Source organism: Mycobacterium colombiense (assembly GCF_001672755.1).
Classification (GTDB): domain Bacteria; phylum Actinomycetota; class Actinomycetes; order Mycobacteriales; family Mycobacteriaceae; genus Mycobacterium; species Mycobacterium colombiense_C.
On the sequence record NZ_LZKI01000119.1, the window covers coordinates 1 to 18,716 of the forward strand.

The 18,716-nt window shown below is 67.1% G+C and carries 22 protein-coding genes and 1 pseudogene; 7 read left to right on the forward strand and 16 right to left on the reverse strand.

Annotated elements, in window-relative coordinates; all coding sequences use genetic code 11:
* On the forward strand, nucleotides 1-296 hold a 296-nt coding region (locus tag A5708_RS27260; RefSeq protein ID WP_231117934.1), incomplete at its 5' end, for an HNH endonuclease signature motif containing protein.
* Here A5708_RS27260 and A5708_RS16315 read toward each other — a convergent pair.
* Complete coding sequence (locus A5708_RS16315) at nucleotides 297-818, reverse strand: DoxX family protein (RefSeq protein WP_065029624.1); 522 nt, start codon at nucleotides 816-818, stop codon at nucleotides 297-299.
* A 221-nt stretch (nucleotides 819-1,039) separates the two neighbouring features.
* On the opposite strand from A5708_RS16315, the gene A5708_RS16320 reads away from it, so the two are divergent.
* Both A5708_RS16320 and A5708_RS16325 read left to right on the forward strand, forming a co-directional pair.
* On the forward strand, nucleotides 1,040-2,614 hold the full coding sequence (locus tag A5708_RS16320; RefSeq protein ID WP_065029625.1) for a pyruvate, phosphate dikinase: 1,575 nt from the start codon (nucleotides 1,040-1,042) through the stop codon (nucleotides 2,612-2,614).
* Nucleotides 2,611-3,225 carry a hypothetical protein gene (locus tag A5708_RS16325; protein ID WP_065029626.1) on the forward strand — a complete coding sequence of 205 codons (615 nt, stop codon included), beginning with the start codon at nucleotides 2,611-2,613 and terminating at the stop codon, nucleotides 3,223-3,225. Before A5708_RS16320 ends, A5708_RS16325 begins: the two co-directional genes overlap by 4 nt.
* Here the strand turns inward: A5708_RS16325 and A5708_RS16330 are convergent, their stop codons facing one another.
* The 3 genes from A5708_RS16330 to A5708_RS16340 form a co-directional block, all read right to left on the reverse strand.
* Nucleotides 3,226-4,467, reverse strand: coding sequence for a WS/DGAT domain-containing protein (locus tag A5708_RS16330; RefSeq protein WP_065029627.1), 1,242 nt, complete (start codon nucleotides 4,465-4,467; stop codon nucleotides 3,226-3,228).
* A 16-nt stretch (nucleotides 4,468-4,483) separates the two neighbouring features.
* A complete protein-coding gene (locus A5708_RS16335) occupies nucleotides 4,484-5,392 on the reverse strand; it encodes an alpha/beta fold hydrolase (protein WP_065029628.1) in 909 nt (302 codons plus the stop codon).
* Between the two features lie 108 nt (nucleotides 5,393-5,500).
* Nucleotides 5,501-5,977: a VOC family protein gene (locus tag A5708_RS16340; protein ID WP_065029629.1), complete on the reverse strand. Its 477-nt coding sequence runs from the start codon at nucleotides 5,975-5,977 to the stop codon at nucleotides 5,501-5,503.
* Nucleotides 5,978-6,098: 121 nt separating this feature from the next.
* Here A5708_RS16340 and A5708_RS16345 point away from each other — a divergent pair, with 121 nt between their 5' ends.
* Nucleotides 6,099-6,962 carry an alpha/beta fold hydrolase gene (locus tag A5708_RS16345; protein ID WP_065029630.1) on the forward strand — a complete coding sequence of 288 codons (864 nt, stop codon included), beginning with the start codon at nucleotides 6,099-6,101 and terminating at the stop codon, nucleotides 6,960-6,962.
* Nucleotides 6,963-7,053: 91 nt separating this feature from the next.
* Here the strand turns inward: A5708_RS16345 and gnd are convergent, their stop codons facing one another.
* Both gnd and A5708_RS16355 read right to left on the reverse strand, forming a co-directional pair.
* Entirely contained in the window at nucleotides 7,054-8,076 is a 1,023-nt protein-coding gene (gnd, locus tag A5708_RS16350) for a phosphogluconate dehydrogenase (NAD(+)-dependent, decarboxylating) (RefSeq protein ID WP_065029631.1), read from the reverse strand.
* 13 nt (nucleotides 8,077-8,089) lie between these two features.
* Nucleotides 8,090-9,499 carry a glucose-6-phosphate dehydrogenase gene (locus A5708_RS16355; RefSeq protein ID WP_065029632.1) on the reverse strand — a complete coding sequence of 470 codons (1,410 nt, stop codon included), beginning with the start codon at nucleotides 9,497-9,499 and terminating at the stop codon, nucleotides 8,090-8,092.
* Nucleotides 9,500-9,620: 121 nt separating this feature from the next.
* Between A5708_RS16355 and A5708_RS16360 the strand changes: the two genes are divergently transcribed.
* Nucleotides 9,621-10,454 carry an adenylate/guanylate cyclase domain-containing protein gene (locus A5708_RS16360; RefSeq protein WP_065029633.1) on the forward strand — a complete coding sequence of 278 codons (834 nt, stop codon included), beginning with the start codon at nucleotides 9,621-9,623 and terminating at the stop codon, nucleotides 10,452-10,454.
* On the opposite strand, the gene A5708_RS16365 is transcribed toward A5708_RS16360, so the two are convergent.
* Complete coding sequence (locus tag A5708_RS16365) at nucleotides 10,406-10,615, reverse strand: hypothetical protein (protein ID WP_065029634.1); 210 nt, start codon at nucleotides 10,613-10,615, stop codon at nucleotides 10,406-10,408. The two genes, A5708_RS16360 and A5708_RS16365, sit on opposite strands and share 49 nt — an antisense overlap.
* Before the next feature lie 152 nt (nucleotides 10,616-10,767).
* Between A5708_RS16365 and A5708_RS16370 the strand changes: the two genes are divergently transcribed.
* A complete protein-coding gene (locus A5708_RS16370; RefSeq protein ID WP_065029635.1) occupies nucleotides 10,768-11,448 on the forward strand; it encodes a guanylate cyclase in 681 nt (226 codons plus the stop codon).
* Nucleotides 11,449-11,455: 7 nt separating this feature from the next.
* Here A5708_RS16370 and A5708_RS16375 read toward each other — a convergent pair whose 3' ends face one another.
* The 8 genes and pseudogenes from A5708_RS16375 to ychF form a co-directional block, all read right to left on the reverse strand.
* Nucleotides 11,456-11,779, reverse strand: a complete 324-nt coding sequence (locus A5708_RS16375; protein ID WP_065029636.1) for a putative quinol monooxygenase — start codon at nucleotides 11,777-11,779, stop codon at nucleotides 11,456-11,458.
* Between the two features lie 375 nt (nucleotides 11,780-12,154).
* The gene (locus tag A5708_RS16380; RefSeq protein ID WP_065029637.1) at nucleotides 12,155-12,643 is read right to left on the reverse strand and encodes a C40 family peptidase; all 489 of its coding nucleotides are present in this window, start codon (nucleotides 12,641-12,643) and stop codon (nucleotides 12,155-12,157) included.
* Between the two features lie 188 nt (nucleotides 12,644-12,831).
* Nucleotides 12,832-13,191, reverse strand: coding sequence for a hypothetical protein (locus A5708_RS16385; RefSeq protein ID WP_065029638.1), 360 nt, complete (start codon nucleotides 13,189-13,191; stop codon nucleotides 12,832-12,834).
* Nucleotides 13,192-13,273: 82 nt separating this feature from the next.
* Entirely contained in the window at nucleotides 13,274-13,657 is a 384-nt protein-coding gene (locus A5708_RS26890; protein WP_196772659.1) for a hypothetical protein, read from the reverse strand.
* A gap of 61 nt (nucleotides 13,658-13,718) precedes the next feature.
* Nucleotides 13,719-14,117, reverse strand: coding sequence for a VOC family protein (locus A5708_RS16390; protein WP_065029639.1), 399 nt, complete (start codon nucleotides 14,115-14,117; stop codon nucleotides 13,719-13,721).
* A gap of 31 nt (nucleotides 14,118-14,148) precedes the next feature.
* A pseudogene (locus A5708_RS27595) lies at nucleotides 14,149-14,461 on the reverse strand (VOC family protein); the annotation flags it as partial.
* An 83-nt stretch (nucleotides 14,462-14,544) separates the two neighbouring features.
* A complete protein-coding gene (locus A5708_RS16395) occupies nucleotides 14,545-14,892 on the reverse strand; it encodes a limonene-1,2-epoxide hydrolase family protein (protein WP_065029640.1) in 348 nt (115 codons plus the stop codon).
* 332 nt (nucleotides 14,893-15,224) lie between these two features.
* A complete protein-coding gene (gene ychF / locus A5708_RS16400) occupies nucleotides 15,225-16,316 on the reverse strand; it encodes a redox-regulated ATPase YchF (RefSeq protein WP_065029641.1) in 1,092 nt (363 codons plus the stop codon).
* A 142-nt stretch (nucleotides 16,317-16,458) separates the two neighbouring features.
* Here ychF and A5708_RS16405 point away from each other — a divergent pair, with 142 nt between their 5' ends.
* On the forward strand, nucleotides 16,459-17,691 hold the full coding sequence (locus A5708_RS16405; RefSeq protein WP_196772660.1) for a DUF6542 domain-containing protein: 1,233 nt from the start codon (nucleotides 16,459-16,461) through the stop codon (nucleotides 17,689-17,691).
* Here A5708_RS16405 and A5708_RS16410 read toward each other — a convergent pair.
* Entirely contained in the window at nucleotides 17,688-18,698 is a 1,011-nt protein-coding gene (locus A5708_RS16410) for a 4-hydroxy-3-methylbut-2-enyl diphosphate reductase (RefSeq protein ID WP_065029642.1), read from the reverse strand. The two genes, A5708_RS16405 and A5708_RS16410, sit on opposite strands and share 4 nt — an antisense overlap.
* Between the last annotated feature and the right edge of the window lie 18 nt (nucleotides 18,699-18,716).

The window sequence follows — 18,716 nt, forward strand, 5'->3', positions numbered from 1 at the left end:
GAGGACCTTTCCGCAACGGCCATACCGCCGCAATCCGGTGTCCGCTAAACCGGGGTAAGCCCAAAGTCCACCACGTCCAAGACTGGGCACATACGCATACCACCGATATCGACCAGCTCACGCTGGCCTGCGGACCCCACCACCGGCTCCTCGACAAGGGCTGGATCACCCGAAAGCGTGCCAGCGGCGACACCGAATGGATCCCACCCGCGCACCTCGATCGCGGCCAACCCCGCACCAACACCTTTCACCACCCGGAGAAGCTGTTGGGGGGCGAGGAAGACGACGGCCCGTAACTAACCGGCTTGCTTAGCCGGCGGGCGGTAAAAGATCGCCAGCTGACCGATGGCGCCGGCCAGGCCCAACCCCGCCGAAATCACCAGGCCCTGCCAGCCGTCGAACCAGTTCTTCCCGAAGACCAGGTAGTCCAGGCTGTACTTGCCCGCGCCCAGCGTGGCCACGCCCACGGCGCTGACCGCCAGCACCAGGTTGTACTCCCAGCCCTCCTTGACGATGAAGAAGCCGTTCGCGCGGTGCACCGTCCAGGCCGCGACCAGCATCAGCGAGACAAAACCCGCCGCCGGGATCGGGGTGAGAAATCCGGCGGCCAGGCCCAGACCGGCGGCCATTTCCGTGGTCGCCGCCACGGTGGCGTGAAACTTACCGGGCTTCATGCCGATGCTCTCGAACCAGCGCGCGGTGCCCGGGATGCGGCCACCGCCGAAGAACTTGTTGTAGCCATGCGCGGCCAGCGTCACGCCCAACACCAGCCGCAGGATCAGTACTCCGACGTCATGGAACGTGTCATATGAAGTCATAACTGTAAACCTAGAGCATCGGCCGGGTGGCACCACAAGAGCCGCCGAGCCGCTACGTCGCTTAATCCGCTGGTCCGTGTGGGAACATAGCGGGCGTTCCGACGTCGGCCCGATCAGTAGCCACACCACCAAGGGGGTGCACCACGGCTGGCACCGCACGAGGCAGCGGCGCCCACCGCAATGCGTCAAGCGGCCGTGGGTCTGCGCCTACCGAGCACTCCGTGGTGGTGCTGGACGGCACATCGAACCACCCACGGGAGCTGCTGGGCAACAAGGGGCACGGCATCGAGGCGATGCGCCGGCACAACCTGCCGGTGCCGCCGGCGTTCTGTATCACCACCGCGGTGGGCCTGCGGTATCTCGCCGACCCCGCAGCAACCATGGATGCCGTCTGGGACGACGTGCTCGACCGGATGCGCTGGCTGGAGGCGCAGACCTCCCGCACGTTCGGCCGGGGCTCGCGTCCCCTGTTGGTCAGCGTGCGCTCCGGAGCCACCCAGTCCATGCCGGGCATGATGGACACCATCCTGGACCTCGGCATCAACGAGGACGTCGAGCGGGCGCTGGCGGCAACCGGTGACCAAGCGTTCGCCCGAGACACCCACCGGCGGTTCTCGGACATGTATCGGCGCATCGTCGGCGTCGCCGACCACGTGCCCTCCGACCCGTACGCGCAGTTGCGCGCCGGAATCGAGGCGGTATTCGCCTCGTGGAATTCACCCCGCGCGGTCGCCTATCGCGCCCACTACGGAATCGACGATCAGCAGGGCACCGCCGTGGTCGTGCAGGCGATGGTATTCGGCAACCACGGCTCCAATTCCGGTGCCGGAGCGTTCTTTTCCCGCAATCCGATCACCGGCGACAACGAACCGTTCGGCGAATGGCTGCCCGGCGGCCAGGGCGACGACGTGGTGTCGGGATCGGTCGACGTCGAACCGATCGTAGCGCTTCGTGATGAACAGCCGTCCGTCTACGACGAACTGATCGGTGCCGCCCGCACCTTGGAACGGCTGGACTCCGACATCCAGGAGATCGAGTTCACCGTCGAGGACGGCAAGCTGTGGCTGTTGCAGACGCGAGCGGCGGAACGGTCGGCGCAGGCGGCGGTGCGCACGGCGCTGCAGCTGCGGCACGAGGGACTCATCGATGACGCGGAGACATTGCGCCGCGTGACCCCGGCGCACGTGCAAACACTGGTGCAACCGGCGCTTCAGCCCGAAATACGTTTGGCAGCACCGCTATTGGCCAAGGGATTACCGGCGTGCCCGGGCGTAGCGTCGGGCAAGGCGTACACCGACGTCGACGAGGCGCTGCGCGCCGTCGATCGCGGCGAGCGGGTGATCCTGGTGCGCGATCACACCCGGCCCGAAGACGTGTCGGGCATGCTGGCCGCGCAGGGCATCGTCACCGAGGTCGGCGGCGCCTCCAGCCATGCGGCGGTAGTCAGCCGCGAACTGGGCCGGGTGGCGGTGGTGGGGTGCGGCCACGGGGTCGCGGCAGCGCTGGCCGGCAAGCACATCACCGTCGACGGCGCCGAAGGCGAAGTGCGCGAAGGCAATCTGAGCCTGTCCGCGTGGTCGGAAGACGACACGCCGGAACTGCGCGAACTGGCCGACATCGCACGGCGGATCAGCCCGCTGCGCGCCCACGCCGCGGGCGACCACGTGCGACTGGACGACAGCTCCGAGGCCGCGGTGCGCGCCGCCCTGAACAGCGGGCAGGGCGACGTGGTGTCGGCGACGCCGTTGATCGTGATGCTGATCGCGCTGCGCCTGACAACGGGATCCGCATCGTGACCGAATTGGCTGTGCTGCAAGGGGTTCGGCTCAAAGGACGGGTGAGTCCAGCCGACCTGGCCGCGACGCTGGGTGCAGATCTTGCCGACATCACTCCCGTTGTCGAGCGGCTGACCGCAGCGGGGCTGCTGACCGAAGGTCCGACGTTGCGGATCACCCTCAGCGGGACCGACAGGCTCACAACGCTGCTCGCCGAGGAACGCAAGGACATCGATCCCGGTGCGATGGCCGCCGCCTACGACGACTTCCGCGCTGTCAACGCCGACCTCAAGGGACTTGTGACGGATTGGCAGCTCAAGGGCGGACCCGACGGCGTTCCCAACGCCCACGACGACCCCGCCTACGACGAGGCGGTACTGGCCCGCCTCGACGACGTCCACGCCCGCACGATGCCGATCATCGAGGCCGCCGCGGCACAACTGCCGCGGCTGACCGCCTACGCGGCCAAACTGGTTGCGGCACTGGACAAAGTCAAGGCCGGGGAGACCACCTGGCTGACCCGGCCGTTGATCGACTCCTACCACACGGTGTGGTTCGAACTGCACGAGGAGCTGATCGTCGCCGCCGGCTTGACCCGCGAAGAGGCGGCCAGATCCGGCGACGCGCAATAGCTAGAGCGCCGCGTCGAGCAGCGCCAGGTAGGCGTCGACGTCGGGCACGGCCGAGGCCGCCGCGTGCACGCTGATCGCGATGGTGTCGCCGATGCCGTGCACGCCGTGCGTCAGCCCCATCATCGGCGACAGCGCCGGATATCCCGACGTCAGCACCACCGGCGCGCCGCCGAAACTCAGATCGGCAGCCCCGCGGTTGACGCTGGACACCACGGTGTTGCCGGACACCTGCGTCGCGCGCTCTTGGACATCGAATTGCCCGATGCCCCAACGCAGTAGCCCGGCTGGCACCGCCGCGAACGCACGGTCGGCGGCCCGGGTGGCCGGATGCTCGAAGCGGCGCCGGCCGTTGGCCAGGTCGGCCGCGATCCGCTCGGCGCGGGCATCCGACCCGAGCTTCGGGTAGAGCCCCACCACGATGTTGCCGAAGTGGTTGTGCGCCCGCGCCGCGCCGGGTTTGGCCATGGGAACCTCGGCGCCCAGCGAATCGCATTGCCCGTCAAGCAGATTGGACAGGGCCTGCGATACCGCACTCAGCACGCCGACGGTGATCGTGGGGCCGGGCAGCTGCGAACGGTGTCGCACCAAGGTCCGCACCGCGCGGGGGCCCTCGGGACGCGCATTCGTCGGCAGCAACGGACGCGACCCCGCGCCGGGGGTCAGCAGTCCCGCGCGGATGTCGCGCTCCAGCAGGCGATGGGCGCGTGCCGCCTGGACGGCTCGCCAGGGCAGAAAGCCCGGCCGCGGCGTGGGCACCTCGGGCACCGGGTCGGGCCGCCCGAACAGCCACGCCGCCATGGCAGCGGAGCGGGCGCCGTCGGCCAGCGCGTGCGCGACCTGCAACACCGCGACGGCGCCCGATCCGATGACGCCGGGAATGCCACGCACCGGGGTGAAGACGTGCAGCCGCCAGGCCATTCGCCGAACGTCCAGCTGGTCATCGGCGAGGCCGGCGACGGCCGCCAGGACGCCATTCCAGTTCTGCTCCGCAAGGTCGTGGCGGACCACCTGTTCGGCCGCGACGGCCGCCGGCACCCATTGCGGGTAGCGCCACCGGCCTCGGTCCCGCACCCGCATCGTCAGCGCCGGCTCGGCGTTGGCCCGCAAGCAGAGTTGCTCGACGGCGAGCGCGTAGTCGGCGGGCTCACCGCCGAACGCGTAGAGCAGGAACTCGTCGCTGGGGATCTTGGCCGACATCCAGTAGAACTGCGCGTCGACGGCAGCCATCCGGTGCCCCGACATGGCCCGAGCCATGATGTCAGCCGGGTGAGCCGATGAACCCGAGCACCAGGTCGGCGACCTTGTCGGGCTGCTCGAGCTGCAGGAAATGGCCGGCGTGTTCGACGATGCCGATCTCGCTGCCCGCGGGCAGCACCTTTTCGGCCCACCGCGCGAAAGCCGGTGTCATGCAACCGTCGTCGCGACCGTGCAGGTACAGGCACGGCAGCACGGGTTCTTCGGTCCACAACTGGTTCAATGCGGCATACCGCGCCGACGGCCGGGTGTTGCGAATGGTGGCGCGGTAGGGGCCCAGCGCCGCGCGCCAGCTTTCCGGCGCGCCGATCGCGGCGTCGACGTGACGCAAGTCCTCGTCGGCGCGATAACCGGGCGACCACCGGCGCCATAACAGCGGCAACACCCAGGACGCGGAACGTTCAGGCAGCCAAGGCAATTGGAAGTACATGATGTACCAGCTGCGAAACACCTGGCGCGCCAGATGGGCGGCCAGCCGGCCCCGCTCGGCCGCGCCACCGCCGCGCCGCCGGAACGCCGCCGACGGCGGGACCGACATGATCACCGCCTTGGTGAACGGGCTGTCGGGCATGGCGGCCAGGCCGGTACCGGCGATCGCGCCCCAGTCGTGGCCGATGATCACGTCGTTCTCGGTGCCGCCCGCGGCCGAGCGCACCCGCAGGGCGTCGTCCATCAGCGCGCCCACCTGATAGCCGCCGTCGACCGGGATCGACGACGGCGCGTATCCGCGCATAAAGGGCGCGATCACCCGCCATCCCGCCTGTGCGAGGCGGGGGGCGACCTTGCGCCAGCCGTAGGGGGTGTCGGGGAAGCCGTGCAGGCATAGCGCGATGGGACCGTCTGCCGGCCCCCAGGTGAGGGCCTTGAGGTCCCCCGCATGGCCGGTCACGTCGATCCAGCCTGGTTCAGCCATGTTCACTCCCTGCTCGACGTCTCCGCAGGGATCAACCTAACCTGTGCGGTCGCGCGACGCACCGACCCTGCTCGACTGAGGGTCAAACCGTCGCTCTACCAGAAGTTTTCAGTGTTGCAGCGCGGCGGCCCGCTCCAACTCGGCGACGATGATCTTGCGCATGCCGTACATCGCCTTGGTGGCCGCCGCCGCCCGCGTGCGGTCCGGGTCGCCGATCAGTTCGTAGAGCCGGTCCGGGACGATTTGCCAGCTCATCCCGAAGCGGTCTTTGAGCCAGCCGCATTGCGATTCCTCGCCGCCGTCGCTCAGCCGGTCCCAGTAGTAGTCCACCTCGTCCTGGTCCTTGCAATGGATCGTGAACGAGACCGCCTCGGTGAAGTGGAAGTGCGGACCGGCGTTGATCCCGATGAACCGGGTGCCGTCCAGCACGAAGCTGCCGGACAGGACCGTGCCGGGCTCGCCCGGCCCGGCGTCGGTGGTCTGGTTGAAGCCCTCGATGTGGGAGTTGGAAAACACCGAGGTGTAGAAACTGGCGGCCTCCTCCAGGTTGTCGTCGAACCATAACGACGGGGTGATCGATGGCATGTCCGGGGCCTCCTTGACGGCTCGTTGGTCTCTGCCGTTATAGACCCGGTCGGCGACGAAAAGTCATCGCGTCGTCCACCCGCGCAACAGTGCTTAACCGGCCTATGTAACGTCAGGTCGCATGAGTACCGTCAGCAGCAGTCCCGAGACGGTGGAGTTTGCCGGCGTCGACGGGATTTCCCTGGTCGCCGACGAATGGAATCGCGGCTCCGGCGGTGCCGGGCGACCGAGCATCCTGATGCTGCACGGTGGCGGCCAGAACCGGTTTTCCTGGAAAAACACCGGCCAGACGCTGGCCGACGAGGGACTGCACGTGGTGGCGCTGGATTCCCGCGGACACGGCGACAGCGCACGCTCCCCCGACGCCGACTACGAGATCGAGACGCTCACCGGCGACGTCATGCGAGTGCTGGACGAGATCGGCCGGCCGGTGACGATCATCGGAGCCAGCATGGGTGGGCTGACCGGCATCCTCGCCGCTCACCGGGCCGGACCCGCGAAGGTCACCCGGTTGGTGCTCGTCGACGTGGTCCCCCGTTTCGAAAAGGGCGGCAGCGCCCGCATCCGCGACTTCATGTTCAGCGGCCTCGACGGCTTCGACTCGCTGGAGCAGGCCGCCGACGCCGTCGCCGCCTACCTGCCGTACCGCAGTAAGCCGCGCAGCCCCGAGGGATTGAAGAAGAACCTGCGGCTGCGCGACGGCCGCTGGTATTGGCACTGGGACCCCGCCTTCATGACCAAGCCCGGCGACGATCCCGAACTGCGCACCGAGAGCTTCGAGCAGGCCGCCAAAAACCTGACGATCCCCGTCTTGCTGATCCGCGGCAAGCTGTCCGACGTGGTGAGTCCCGAGGGGGTTCGGCACTTCCTGGCCACCGTGCCGCGCGCCGAGTTCGTCGAGCTGTCCAACGCCGGGCACACCGCGGCCGGCGACGACAACGACGCGTTCAGCGACGCGGTGGTGGCCTTCGTCAATCGCCGCTAGTTCGATGGCGGCGACCCGCATCACCCGGCCACGCCGCGCTCGCGATCGCCGCTAGTTCGATGGCGGCGACCCGCATCACCCGGCCACGCCGCTAGTTCGCCGGCTTCTCCGCGTGCCCTCCGAATTGCTTGCGCATCGCCGAGAGAGCCTTGTTGGCGAAGTCGTCGAGCTGGCGCGAGGCGAACCGCGACTGCAGCGCGGTGGTCAGCACCGGCGAGGGGACGCCCTCGTCGATCGCCGCGATGGCGGTCCACCGGCCCTCCCCGGAGTCGGAGACCCGGCCGGAGAACTCCTTGAGGTCGGGCGACTCGTGCAGCGCGATCGCCGTCAGGTCCAGCAGCCAGGAGCCGATGACGCTGCCGCGCCGCCATACCTCGGCCACCTCGGGGATGTCGAAGTCGTACTGGTAGAACTCCGGGTTCGACAGCGGCGCCGTTTCGGCGTCACCCTCCTGCATGTGCTTGCCGATGTCGGCATTGCGCAAGATGTTCAGCCCCTCGGCGAGCGAGGCCATCATGCCGTACTCGATTCCGTTGTGCACCATCTTCACGAAGTGCCCGGCGCCGGCCGGTCCGCAGTGGAGATAGCCCTGCTCCGACCGCGCAACCTCGCCATCGCGGCCCGGCGTGCGGGGCGCGGCGTCGACGCCCGGTGCGACGGTGGCGAAGATCGGCTCGGCGTGCAGGAAGGCCTCGTCGTCGCCGCCGATCATCAGGCAGTAGCCGCGTTCCCGGCCCCACACGCCGCCGCTGGTCCCGCAGTCCAGGAAGTGAATACCCTTCTCCGACAAAGTCTTCGCGTGGCGAATGTCGTCGCGGTAGTAGGAGTTGCCGCCGTCGATGACGATGTCCCCGGAGTCGAGCGTCTTGGCCAGTTCGTCGATCACGCCCGTGGTGATGGTCCCGGCCGGGACCATCACCCAGACCAGCCGCGGGGCCGTCAGCTTCTCGGCGAGCTCCTGCAGCGAGGACACCCCGGTGGTCTTGTCCTCCCCCGCCATCGCCTTGACCGCGTCGGGGTTGTGGTCGTAGACCACGCACTCGTGTCCGTCCGTGACCACGCGGCGGACGATGTTCGCGCCCATCCTGCCGAGGCCGATCATCCCAAGCTGCATCGTGGGTGTCTCCTTACTGTTGGGTGGGCTTGCTACGCGGCAGCCACGGCTCTTGCCAGCTGTGGTGACCCCGCAGCAGCGCCTGTGCGGCCTCGGGTCCCCACGAGTCCTGGTCGTAATGGTGGATGCGGCCGGGCTTGTCCAGCACGGGCTGCACGATTCGCCACGTCTCTTCGATGGCATCTTCGCGGGCGAACAACTGGCGATCTCCGTTGAACGCGGCGTAGAGCAACCGCTCGTAGGGCCGCACCGGTTCGCCGAGATCCTCGGCGAACGACGAGTCCAGGTGAACGTCATGCCACGAATCGCCGGCCTGGGCGGACAACTGCAGCCGCATCCCGGGGTCGGGGTCGATGCGCAGCACGATCTGGTTGCACTCGGGCGGCCGGCGGTTCGGCAGGAACGAGAACCCGGGGACGTGGTGCAGGAACATCCGCACCTCGGTCACCTTCTCCGGCAACGCTTTTCCGGCGCGCAGGAAAATCGGCACCCCGGCCCAGCGCCAATTGTCGATCTCGGTGCGCAGCGCGATGTAGGTCTCGGTGGTGGAATCCTCTGCCACACCGGCGACGTCGGTGTAGCCCCGGTACTGCCCGCGGACGCAACGCTCCGGATCAAGCGCCGGCATCGCCCGGAACACCTCGGCCTTCTTGTCGTTCAGGTCGTCGGCGCTCGCCCCGACCGGGGGTTCCATGGCGACCAGGGCGAGCACCTGCAGCAGGTGGTTTTGCACGACATCGCGAAGGGCGCCCACCGCGTCGTAGAACTTGCCGCGGTCCTCGATGCCGAAGTCCTCGGCCATGGTGATGTGAATCTCGGAGATGCTGTCGCGGTCCCACACCTTGGCCAGGCCGTTGTTGGCGAACCGCAGGTATTGCAGTTCTTCGACCGGCTGCTTACCCAAAAAGTGGTCCACGCGCAGGATTTGGTCTTCGTCGAGCACCGCGCGCAGCCGCTCGTTGAGTTCACGCGCCGAGTCCAAGTCGTGGCCGAACGGTTTTTCCACCGCCACCCTGGCCCGCTCCAGCAGGTCGGCCTTCGCCAGGTTCTCCACGATCGGCGCGAACAGGGACGGCGGCATTTCCAGGTAGAAAAGCGGATGGGAGTCCGAGGGGATCTTCTTGGCGAGTTGCTTGTAGAGACCGTCGTCGGTGACGTCGCCGTGCAGGTAGGACAGCCGGTCCGCCAGCCGGTCGAACACGGCGTCGTCGAACACCTCGCCCGACGCCTTGATCGCGTCGCGCGCCCGATCCCGAAGCTGCTCGATGGTGATGTCGTCACTGGCCACACCCACGACCGGGTGGTTCAGCATGTCGCGGCGCTCGAGCCGGTACAGCGCCCGGAACGTCATCTTGCGCGCCAAATCACCGGTGATTCCGAAGATCACCAGCAGGTCAGATGGGTTAGTGTCGTCCTCGGCCAAGACCGCTCCTCCCGAAAGTCACCCGATCGGCTCCCTTGAGATCACTACCCGCGGCTGGCGGAATCAACACTAGACACTGCAGATAGGGCCGACAACCTGGGTGGCCCGCGGCCTTGAAAGGATGACCGCCATGGCTGACGCGCTGCACGTCACGGTCTACCTCCTGGCCGGGATTGCCGCGATCGAGGGCGTTGCGCTGATCGTGCTGTGGCGATTGCTGGTGCGCAGTCAGCAGGAGCTCGACGAGTTGCGCCAGCGGACCGACGCCCGCACTCAGCTGCTGTCGGGCGGTCGCGAGGCCGTCAAAAGGGTGTGGAACACCGCCAACCTGATGCGCAAGGAGGGCTTCGGCGCGGCGGTGCGCAGCAGCATCGAGGACCTCGCGGACTGGGCCGAAGTAGAGCGACCCGATCTTGCCCGCGTCACCCCGGACGGCCGGGTGGTGATCTTGTTCTCCGACATCGAGGAATCCACGGCACTCAACGAGCGCATCGGCGACCGGGCGTGGGTCAAGCTGATCAGCTCGCACGACAAGCTGGTCTCGGATCTGGTGCGGCGACGGTCCGGTCACGTGGTGAAAAGCCAGGGCGACGGGTTCATGATCGCGTTCGCTCGCGCCGAGGAGGCGGTCCGATGCGGTATCGATTTGCAGAGCGCATTGCGAAGGGACGCGAATCGCAAGCGGCGCGAGGAGATTCGCGTGCGGATCGGCATCCACATGGGCCGTTCGGTGCGCCGCGGCGATGATCTGTTCGGCCGCAACGTCGCGATGGCGGCACGGGTTGCCGCGCAGGCGGTCGGCGGCCAGATTCTGGTGAGTCAGCCGGTGCGAGACGCGCTTTCAGATTCCGACGGCATCCGGTTCGACGACGGCCGCAATGTGGAGCTGAAGGGCTTTTCGGGCACCTACCGATTATTCGCCGTCGAGTCTCCGTCCGACTCCGAGCCCGACTGAACACCGTCCCCGTTGTATTCGGCCAACCGCTGATGCAGACGGTCGCGAACCTCGTCGGCCGTGTACGCGCGCCGCTTGCGTTGGTCCCGGACGACCAGCGCGCCCCCTGCGACGACACCGGCGGCACCGGCCAATCCCAGCCACTTCCACACATTGCGCATGTCACCAGGCTATGCCAGCCGGGTCGTTATGGCCGGTTGTGATTGACTTGTGTGCCCGCAACATTCGGCAACGCATCCCGCGTGACGTACGGTGGGCTCATATTGGCGACGACAGCGGCGAAAGTCGCAGCGGCGGACGGGCTTACACGAAGATGCTCACTTTGGACCAAGCACTCGAACAGACCCGCACCGGCGATCTTTGGCTGTTTCGCGGCGGTTCGGGACCCGACCGCGCCATCCAGACGCTGACAAACAGCCCGGTGAACCACGTGGGGATGGCGGTGGCCATCGACGACCTGCCGCCGTTGATCTGGCACGCCGAACTCGGTGACAAGCTCGTCGACCTGTGGACCGGGACGAATCATCGTGGCGTGCAACTCAACGACCTTGCGCAGTCGGTGTTGCAGTGGTCGCAGCGCTACCACCAGCGGTGCTGGCTGCGCCAGCTGACCCCGCCGGCCGACCGGGAGCAAGAGAACACGCTGCTGCGCGTGATCGCCCGGATGGACGGGACCGCCTTTCCCACCACCATGCGGCTGACCGGCCGGTGGCTGCGCGGCCGGCTGCCGAACGCTTACGACTGGACGCGCGGAATCCCCCTCGTGGACAAGAAGATTCGCGAATCGACCCGGCGACGCAAGGAGCGCCAAAAGCTCGGCCTGGAGGTGGCCTACTGCGCGGAGACGGTGGCGATCACCTACGAGGAAATGGGGTTGCTCACTACCGAGAAGTACTCCAACTACTTCGATCCCGGCTCGTTCTGGAGTGGTGACAGGCTTCCGCTCACACCGGGCTACACCCTGGGCGACGAAATCGAGATCGCGGTCGGCTAGTCGAGGACTACTCGACCGCCATCTCGCCCATCTCCGACCAGTCCGTGGCGTCGATGGTCTGGTTGATGATTTTGGGCGTCGACGTCAGCGCCTGCGGGACCTCTTGGATGAAGCGCTTGAAGTGGTCGCTGTTGACGTGGGCCCCGCCCGCCTCATCGTCGCGGAAGGCCTCCACCAAGACGTACTCCGCCGGGTTGTCCAGGCTGCGCGACCAGTCGAACCAGAGATTGCCGTCTTCGGCCCGCGTCGCCGCGGTGAACGACGCGACGAATTCGGGCCAGCGGTCGGTCCACTCGGGCTTGGTCTCGAACTTGACAACGATGAAGATCACTGCGGCCCCGCCTCGGTTCGCTGTTCCGGTTACGCCCGCCCGGTCTCCCGGGGGCAGCGCCAGCCTATCCGCCCGCGGGTGGCGCTACGGCGGCGTCGGCGGCTGAACGCCCGACGTAGTTTGCTTGGGAAATGGTTAGAGCAAAGTGTGCTCATGCGTCACACGTGACACATGAGCACACTTTTGCCGCAGGCAACCGTTATCGTCGTCAGTGGTGCAGCTCACAAATTAGCCCGCTACGGCGGCATTTCACTATTCCGCGTAACGGCAGAACTGCACTCACTCACGGCGCCGAAAATCCGATCTTTTATGCCTGGGCGTACCGCGTCCTATTTGTTATTAATTCGCAATTCCTGCGTGCCCGGATGAAGGGAATCAGGGCCCCGGCGGAGGCGGAATAGGTGCCGGAGCGTCGATCAGAACGGCCGGCGGCGGCGGAGCGTCCGGCGGGGGCGGCGGCGCGAACAGTGGCGGCGGCGCGCCACCGTCTTCCGGTGGCATCGGGAGGAACATGTGGTGAGTGAATCCGGCCTGGTAGGCGCCCGGACCACCCACGTGCACCCCGCCACGCTCACCGCTGGACACGGACGTTCCGTCCGGCAGCGTCACCGCGGTGTGGCCACCGTTCCAGCCAATGACCACGGCGTTGGGAGCGGTTCCATATTGGAAGCCGCGCGCCAGCAATGCACCCTCTTCGTTTCCGGTGTTGAATCGATCCCCGAAAACGGGCCTGTCAGTTGCTGCATTCGCAATCCACGAAGCAAGTCCCGAACAATCCGTCCCGGCGGGCGAATCGCCGCCCGAAATATACGGCGTGCCGGAGACCTGACCGATCAACGACATCAATGTTGCAATAACGACCATGGCCAGGGAGGTTAGCAATAACAATTATCGCGAACCAAAATTTGTGGCACAGGTCATTCGCTGCGCGGACAATGATGTGCGCCGCAGCTAGAGCAAACTTATTACACATCGGTATATTTTCCGCAGCTAATATATGTGGGGCAGCGGCTCTGCCGGGTTCCCTTGGGCGCTTCCGCGGCGGCTACCGACTAGGCGTCGTCGCGCCCCCGTTCGGACTGCGCCGTCTCACGGTCGACATCGGCTTGCTCTCGCCTTGCCCGGGCCCGCGCGCGCTTGCCGCGCTCGTCCACGCGTTTCAGCCGCTCGCGTTCGCGCTGCGCGGAGGTGCCCTCGCGTTCGTCCGCGCGCCGTTCGCGTTCGTCTGCCGCCCGCTCGCGGTCGTCCGCGATTTGGTCGCGCTGGTCGGCGACACGGTCTCTTCTGCCCGCCTGGAATTCCCGGAATCTGAGGTCGGCTTCGCGCTGGATCAGGGTCTTTTCGCGCTCATCGAGTTCGTGAGCCCGGCGCTCCTGCTCCGCGGGCCCATCGACACGGTCCTCGACGGCCACAGCTCACCCTAACGCGGGGTGGCTGGCCAATCGACCCGCCAGGGGCCGGGTGACCCAAGCCTCCGATGACAGGCTTGTTCCATCAGATGGGGGTCCATATTCCGTTGTTCCAGATTCCCCAGTTGCCGGCGCCGGTGGGGTTCCACATCATTTGCGCCCCGGGCGCCCAGGCCGGTTGAGGTGGCTGCGGCGGCGCCCACGCCGGCGGCGGTCCCCAGGGCCCCCATCCCGCCGGGCCGGTCGGGCCTCCCGGGTGTTGCCAGTCGTGGCAGTGATTCCAATCCCAGTCCGCCACGTTGCCCCAAGCCGGGTTCCATGGATCGCCCGGGCACCAATGGCCGGTGGGTGCCGGGGGCGGGGCCGCCTGCGCGAAGGCGCCGCCGGCCAGACCCAGAGCGGACAGCGTCACCGCGCCGCCGACCACCACGCTCGCGGACCGTCGCACCATCCGCTCTACCGTCGCCATCTCCTAAGAATTTCCCTCGGCGCGGATCCGGGCAAGTGGTAATCCGGAGTCAAGTCTCCGCTCACACTCCGAACTTGGCCCGCGCATCCTCAGTTACCGGAGTGAAGAGGTTGACCAGGTTTCCGTCCGGATCCCGGAACAGCAACGCGCGGTTTCCCCAGGGCATCGTGGTCGGCGTCGTCACCACCTCGTCCACCCGTTCGCGAAGCCGCTCGTACTCGGCATCCACATCCTCGACGATGAACTCCAGGATGGCGCTGCGGTTGGCGGCGGGTTCGGCGGATCCGCCTCCGAACAGCGGGACGGTCTTATCGCTGCCGATGGCGAGCGTTCCGATCGGCGTCGGGATCTCGGCGAATAACTCGTTGCCCCAGATCGCCGAGACCCCGGTGACCATCTCGTAGAAATCGACGAGCCGCCTGACGTCGGCCGTGATGATTCGGGTCGAAATGAACTTCATGCGGTCGGTTCCTCTCGGTGTATGAGCACCGAATGCTAGGCGGCGCCTCTGACAAACCGGGCTGACCTTGGATGGCGCGACTCCTGGCGAAAGCACGAATCGCGCGACACAACGACCAAAGCTGGTGAGGAGTAGGGACTTTCGGTACCCATTCCGTTAATCGGGTCATCGCAGAACACCGCGTATTGGCCGGCCCGGTACTGCGGGTAGTCCGTGGGTTCGTCGGTGACCGGGATGCCGCGCGCGACCAGGAATTCGCAATGGAATCGGTCGACCTCTGACCTGCTACGCGCCCAGAGAGCAATGTGGTTGATGCCGACCGGCTGGTCGGTGTGCGTCAGCTGGGCCCTCGAGCTCAGGCAGTGCCGTCACGGACATGCCGCGGTGCCGCTCGGACGTCCGGGACGCATGGGGTCGTGTCCGAAGGTCAGCGCGGGACGTCGAAATAGTCGCGCCAGGCGGTGATCTTGTCTCCGGCCACTTCGAATGCGCCCATGCACCGCGCGGCGATCTTGTTGCCGTCATAGACAAAGTGATCGATACGTTCAACCATCACGATGTTGCCGTTGACCGCGATGTTGAGCAGCTCCAACTCGGCCGACTCCATGCGCTGGACGTAGCCTTTGACCGCCTCTCGAATCTCGGCATGGCCGCGGTGCACGCCCAGCGCAACGTTGTCCCAAACTGCATCTGGGTGGAAATGGCCGACGATCTCATCGACGTCGAGGCCATGCCAGGCGTCCAGTTCTGCGCGAACTACATCCTCAGGCTTCATCGCACCTCCAACACATATGGACGATCGATTGCTGCTCAAGCTACGTCGAGTCCGCGATGACCACCGCAGTTTGAACAAAATGCGGCCGCTTCGCCCCCATACGGTGCAGCGGATTCCACCATGTGGCCGGCCCTAGCCATCGGTGAAATCGGCTGCCCTCCCCCGTACGGCGGCAGCGGCCTTGACGCACAGCGTCATCGCCGGCACGGCGAAGAAAACCGCTATGGCAAGTGCGAGAACCGAATCGAGCCAGAAGAAGCGTCCAGCGCCCGTCCGTACTCATCAACGGGTTCGTTCTGACTCAGGAACGTGACCTCCGCCATGGGAGGATGCTAATGCTTTGACGTAGACGTTGATCCGAACCGGAACTCGACGACGTCGCCGTCGGCCATGACGTAGTCCTTGCCCTCCATGCGAACCTTGCCGGCCGCCTTGGCCGCCGCCATCGACCCAGCGGCGATCAGGTCGTCGTAGGAGACGATCTCGGCCTTGATGAAGCCCTTCTCGAAGTCGGTGTGAATCACCCCGGCGGCCTTCGGTGCGGTGTCACCCTGGTGAATCACCCACGCGCGCGCCTCTTTTGGGCCCGCAGTCAGATAGGTCTGCAGCTTCAGGGTGTGAAAACCGGCCCGCGCCAACGCATCCAGCCCACGCTCGGTCTGTCCGATCGACTCCAGCAGCTCCGCCGCCGACTCGTCGTCCAGCTCCTGCAGTTCGGCCTCTATCTTCGCGTCCAGGAACACCGCGTCGGCGGGCGCGACCATCGCGCACAGCTCGGCCTTGCGGGCGTCGTCGGTCAGCACGGACTCGTCGGCGTTGAACACGTAGAGGAACGGCTTGGTGGTCATCAGGTTCAGCTCGCGCAGCAGTGACCTGTCGAGACCGGCCGCAAACAGCGTCTTGCCCGAGTTCAGGACCGCCTCCGCGGCGACTGCCGCCTCGTGCACCGGCTTGCGGTCCTTATTGTTGCGGGCTTCCTTCTCCAGCCGAGGGACGGCCCTCTCCAGCGTCTGCATGTCGGCGAGGATCAGCTCGGTCTCGATCACCTCGATGTCGGAGGCCGGATCGACCTTGCCGTCGACGTGCACGACGTCGTCGTCGGCGAACACCCGCACCACCTGACAGATCGCGTCGCATTCGCGGATGTTGGCCAGGAACTTGTTGCCCAGCCCGGCGCCCTCGGACGCGCCCTTCACGATCCCGGCGATGTCGACGAACGTCACCGGCGCCGGCACGATCTTCTCGGAATCGAACATCTCGGCCAGCTTGTCCAGCCGCGGATCGGGCAGTGGGACGACGCCCTCGTTGGGCTCGATCGTCGCGAACGGATAGTTGGCCGCCACCACGTTGTTCCGGGTCAACGCGTTGAACAAGGTCGACTTGCCGACGTTGGGCAGACCGACTATTCCCAGGCTCAGGCTCACGGGGAACCAAGTCTAGGGGTGCAAGCGTCGACGGGCGCCGGGGACCGTTGATCACCGCCGATACTGCACGCCGGCAGGGCACGCGCAGGATCGCAACGAGGTATTTACGGGCCTTTCGGCCCATTCCCGGTACGGTCTACATGTGTCAGCACAGCGGGCAAGTTCGACGGTGGAGGGTGCTCACCGTTCGATCCACCCAAATATCCCAGGTGTCCCCTGGTACGCAGCCCTGCTCATCGCCGTCACAGCGACTGCCATCGGCTACGGAATCGACGCTGGTCACAAGGAACTGACCCACGTCTTCGCCGGCTTCTATATAGCCGGCTGCGTGGCGGCGGTCCTGGCGGTGCGCCAGGACGGCATCTTCACCACGATCATCCAGCCGCCGCTGATCCTGTTCGGCGCGGTCCCCGGCGCCTATTGGCTGTTCCACGACGCCAAGGTCGGCCGACTCAAGGACCTGCTGATCAACTGCGGCTACCCGCTGATCGAGCGGTTCCCGCTGATGCTGGGCACCGCCGGCGCCGTGCTGGCGATCGGGCTGGCCCGCTGGTACTTCGGAAACGCCTACAAGACAAGCGTTGCGGCGAACGCCTCCGAGGACGCTGCCGAGGCCCCGAGCGTCGACGTCAAGTCCTTCTTCAACGGCATCGTCGCCAAAGCGCAGTCGGTGCTGCAGTCCGGTGCCGACGAGGACGAGGCGGACGACACCACCGATTCGCGTCGCGCACGCAGGTCGGGCTCGTCGTCGAGGACGCGACGCACGACCCGGACCACCCGCTCCTCCACCCGGTCGGCGCGCGCCCGCTCCCGGCATTCACGCGAGCCGCTGGGCGATGGGTCCGAACCGGTCGAGCGGCCTGAGCGGCCCGAACGCCCGAGGCGCACCAGTACGCGCCGCAGCGCAGCGTCGGCTCGCGACTATGACGCCGCCGACCCGGCCCGGCGGGCACGCCGTCGGCCGCGGCCGGACGCCGATGCCGATCCGCGTGGCCAATCGCCCCGGGAAGCCCGTCGCGAACCGCGCACCCGCCGCAGTCCCTACGAGCGGCCCACCCCGCGGAGCAGCCGTTTCGACGGCCTCGAGTCCTACGGCGACCGGTATGACCCGCCGAGCGGCCCCACTTCCGCGAGCCGGTATGAAAGCCGCTACGAGAGCCGCGAGCCGTACGAACCTTCCTATGAACCGAGGAGGCGGCGGCCCCCGTCGAACGGTTCCAGCGGGACGCATCACCCCATCTCGCAGGTGCGCTACCGCGGCGCCGGTTCGCAAGACCCGCCGCGCGAGCCGCACACCGAGCGCCGCAGCCGCTCGCGGACACCGGGACACTCGCACGGACGGTCGCCGGCGGAATCCTGGGAGTACGACGTCTAGCGGTCTGACCGGATCTCGCGCGGCAACGCGAACACCAGGGTCTCCTGCGCGGTCGTGACCGGCTGAACCACGTCGTAGCCGCACTCGGCCAGCCGTGCCAGGACGCCTTCGACCAGGACCTCGGGAACCGACGCCCCCGAGGTGACGCCCACCGTGGTGACGCCCTCCAGCCACGCCGGGTCGATGTCGTCGGCCCAGTCGACCAGGTACGCGGCGGCGGCCCCGCCGCCCAGCGCCACCTCGACCAGCCGCACCGAATTCGACGAATTGCGGGATCCGACGACGATCACCAGCTCGCACTCCGGGGCCATCGCCTTGACCGCGACCTGCCGGTTCTGGGTCGCGTAGCAGATGTCGTCGCTGGGCGGATCCTGCAGCTTCGGGAACCGCAGCCGCAACCGCTCAACGATCTCCATGGTCTCGTCGACCGACAGCGTCGTCTGCGAGAGCCACACCACCTTGTTCTCGTCGCGCACCGTCACGTTGTCCACGGCGGCGACCCCGTCGACCAACTGCACGTGGTCGGGCGCCTCCCCGGCGGTCCCGACGACCTCCTCGTGGCCCTCGTGGCCGATGAGCAGGATGTCGTAGTCGTTGCGGGCGAATCGCCTGGCCTCGTTGTGCACCTTGGTCACCAGGGGGCAGGTGGCGTCGATGGTGTGCAGGTTCCGGTCGGCGGCCGCGGCGTGCACCGTGGGTGCGACGCCGTGGGCGGAGAACACCACGATCGCACCTTCGGGCACCTCGTCGGTCTCCTCGACGAACACCGCACCGGCCTTTTCCAGGGTGGTGACGACGTGCCGGTTGTGCACGATCTCGTGACGCACGTAGACCGGTGGGCCGTGCTTTTCCAGCGCGCGTTCCACGGTCTCCACGGCCCTGTCCACGCCCGCGCAGTACCCGCGCGGTTCGGCCAGGAGCACTCGCTTACGGGTTGGGTCGCTGGCTACCGATCGCGCTGGTCCTCCCACACGGCCGGGAATCCCCATGTCGATAGTCGGCGGCATGTCGTCCAGGGTACTTAC

What these genes read in the sequence shown, in the direction of transcription:
- gnd (WP_065029631.1), bottom strand. Translation starts at nt 8,076, where the DNA reads ATGCAGCTTGGGATGATCGGCCTCGGCAGGATGGGCGCGAACATCGTC.
- A5708_RS16410 (WP_065029642.1), bottom strand. Translation starts at nt 18,698, where the DNA reads ATGCCGCCGACTATCGACATGGGGATTCCCGGCCGTGTGGGAGGACCA.
- A5708_RS16365 (WP_065029634.1), bottom strand. Translation starts at nt 10,615, where the DNA reads ATGCGCAATGTGTGGAAGTGGCTGGGATTGGCCGGTGCCGCCGGTGTC.
- A5708_RS16380 (WP_065029637.1), bottom strand. Translation starts at nt 12,643, where the DNA reads ATGGTCGTTATTGCAACATTGATGTCGTTGATCGGTCAGGTCTCCGGC.
- A5708_RS26890 (WP_196772659.1), bottom strand. Translation starts at nt 13,657, where the DNA reads ATGGCGACGGTAGAGCGGATGGTGCGACGGTCCGCGAGCGTGGTGGTC.
- A5708_RS16395 (WP_065029640.1), bottom strand. Translation starts at nt 14,892, where the DNA reads ATGAAGCCTGAGGATGTAGTTCGCGCAGAACTGGACGCCTGGCATGGC.
- A5708_RS16390 (WP_065029639.1), bottom strand. Translation starts at nt 14,117, where the DNA reads ATGAAGTTCATTTCGACCCGAATCATCACGGCCGACGTCAGGCGGCTC.
- A5708_RS16335 (WP_065029628.1), bottom strand. Translation starts at nt 5,392, where the DNA reads ATGGCTGAACCAGGCTGGATCGACGTGACCGGCCATGCGGGGGACCTC.
- A5708_RS16315 (WP_065029624.1), bottom strand. Translation starts at nt 818, where the DNA reads ATGACTTCATATGACACGTTCCATGACGTCGGAGTACTGATCCTGCGG.
- A5708_RS16340 (WP_065029629.1), bottom strand. Translation starts at nt 5,977, where the DNA reads ATGCCATCGATCACCCCGTCGTTATGGTTCGACGACAACCTGGAGGAG.
- A5708_RS16330 (WP_065029627.1), bottom strand. Translation starts at nt 4,467, where the DNA reads ATGTCGGGGCACCGGATGGCTGCCGTCGACGCGCAGTTCTACTGGATG.
- A5708_RS16370 (WP_065029635.1), top strand. Translation starts at nt 10,768, where the DNA reads ATGCTCACTTTGGACCAAGCACTCGAACAGACCCGCACCGGCGATCTT.
- A5708_RS16360 (WP_065029633.1), top strand. Translation starts at nt 9,621, where the DNA reads ATGACCGCCATGGCTGACGCGCTGCACGTCACGGTCTACCTCCTGGCC.
- A5708_RS16345 (WP_065029630.1), top strand. Translation starts at nt 6,099, where the DNA reads ATGAGTACCGTCAGCAGCAGTCCCGAGACGGTGGAGTTTGCCGGCGTC.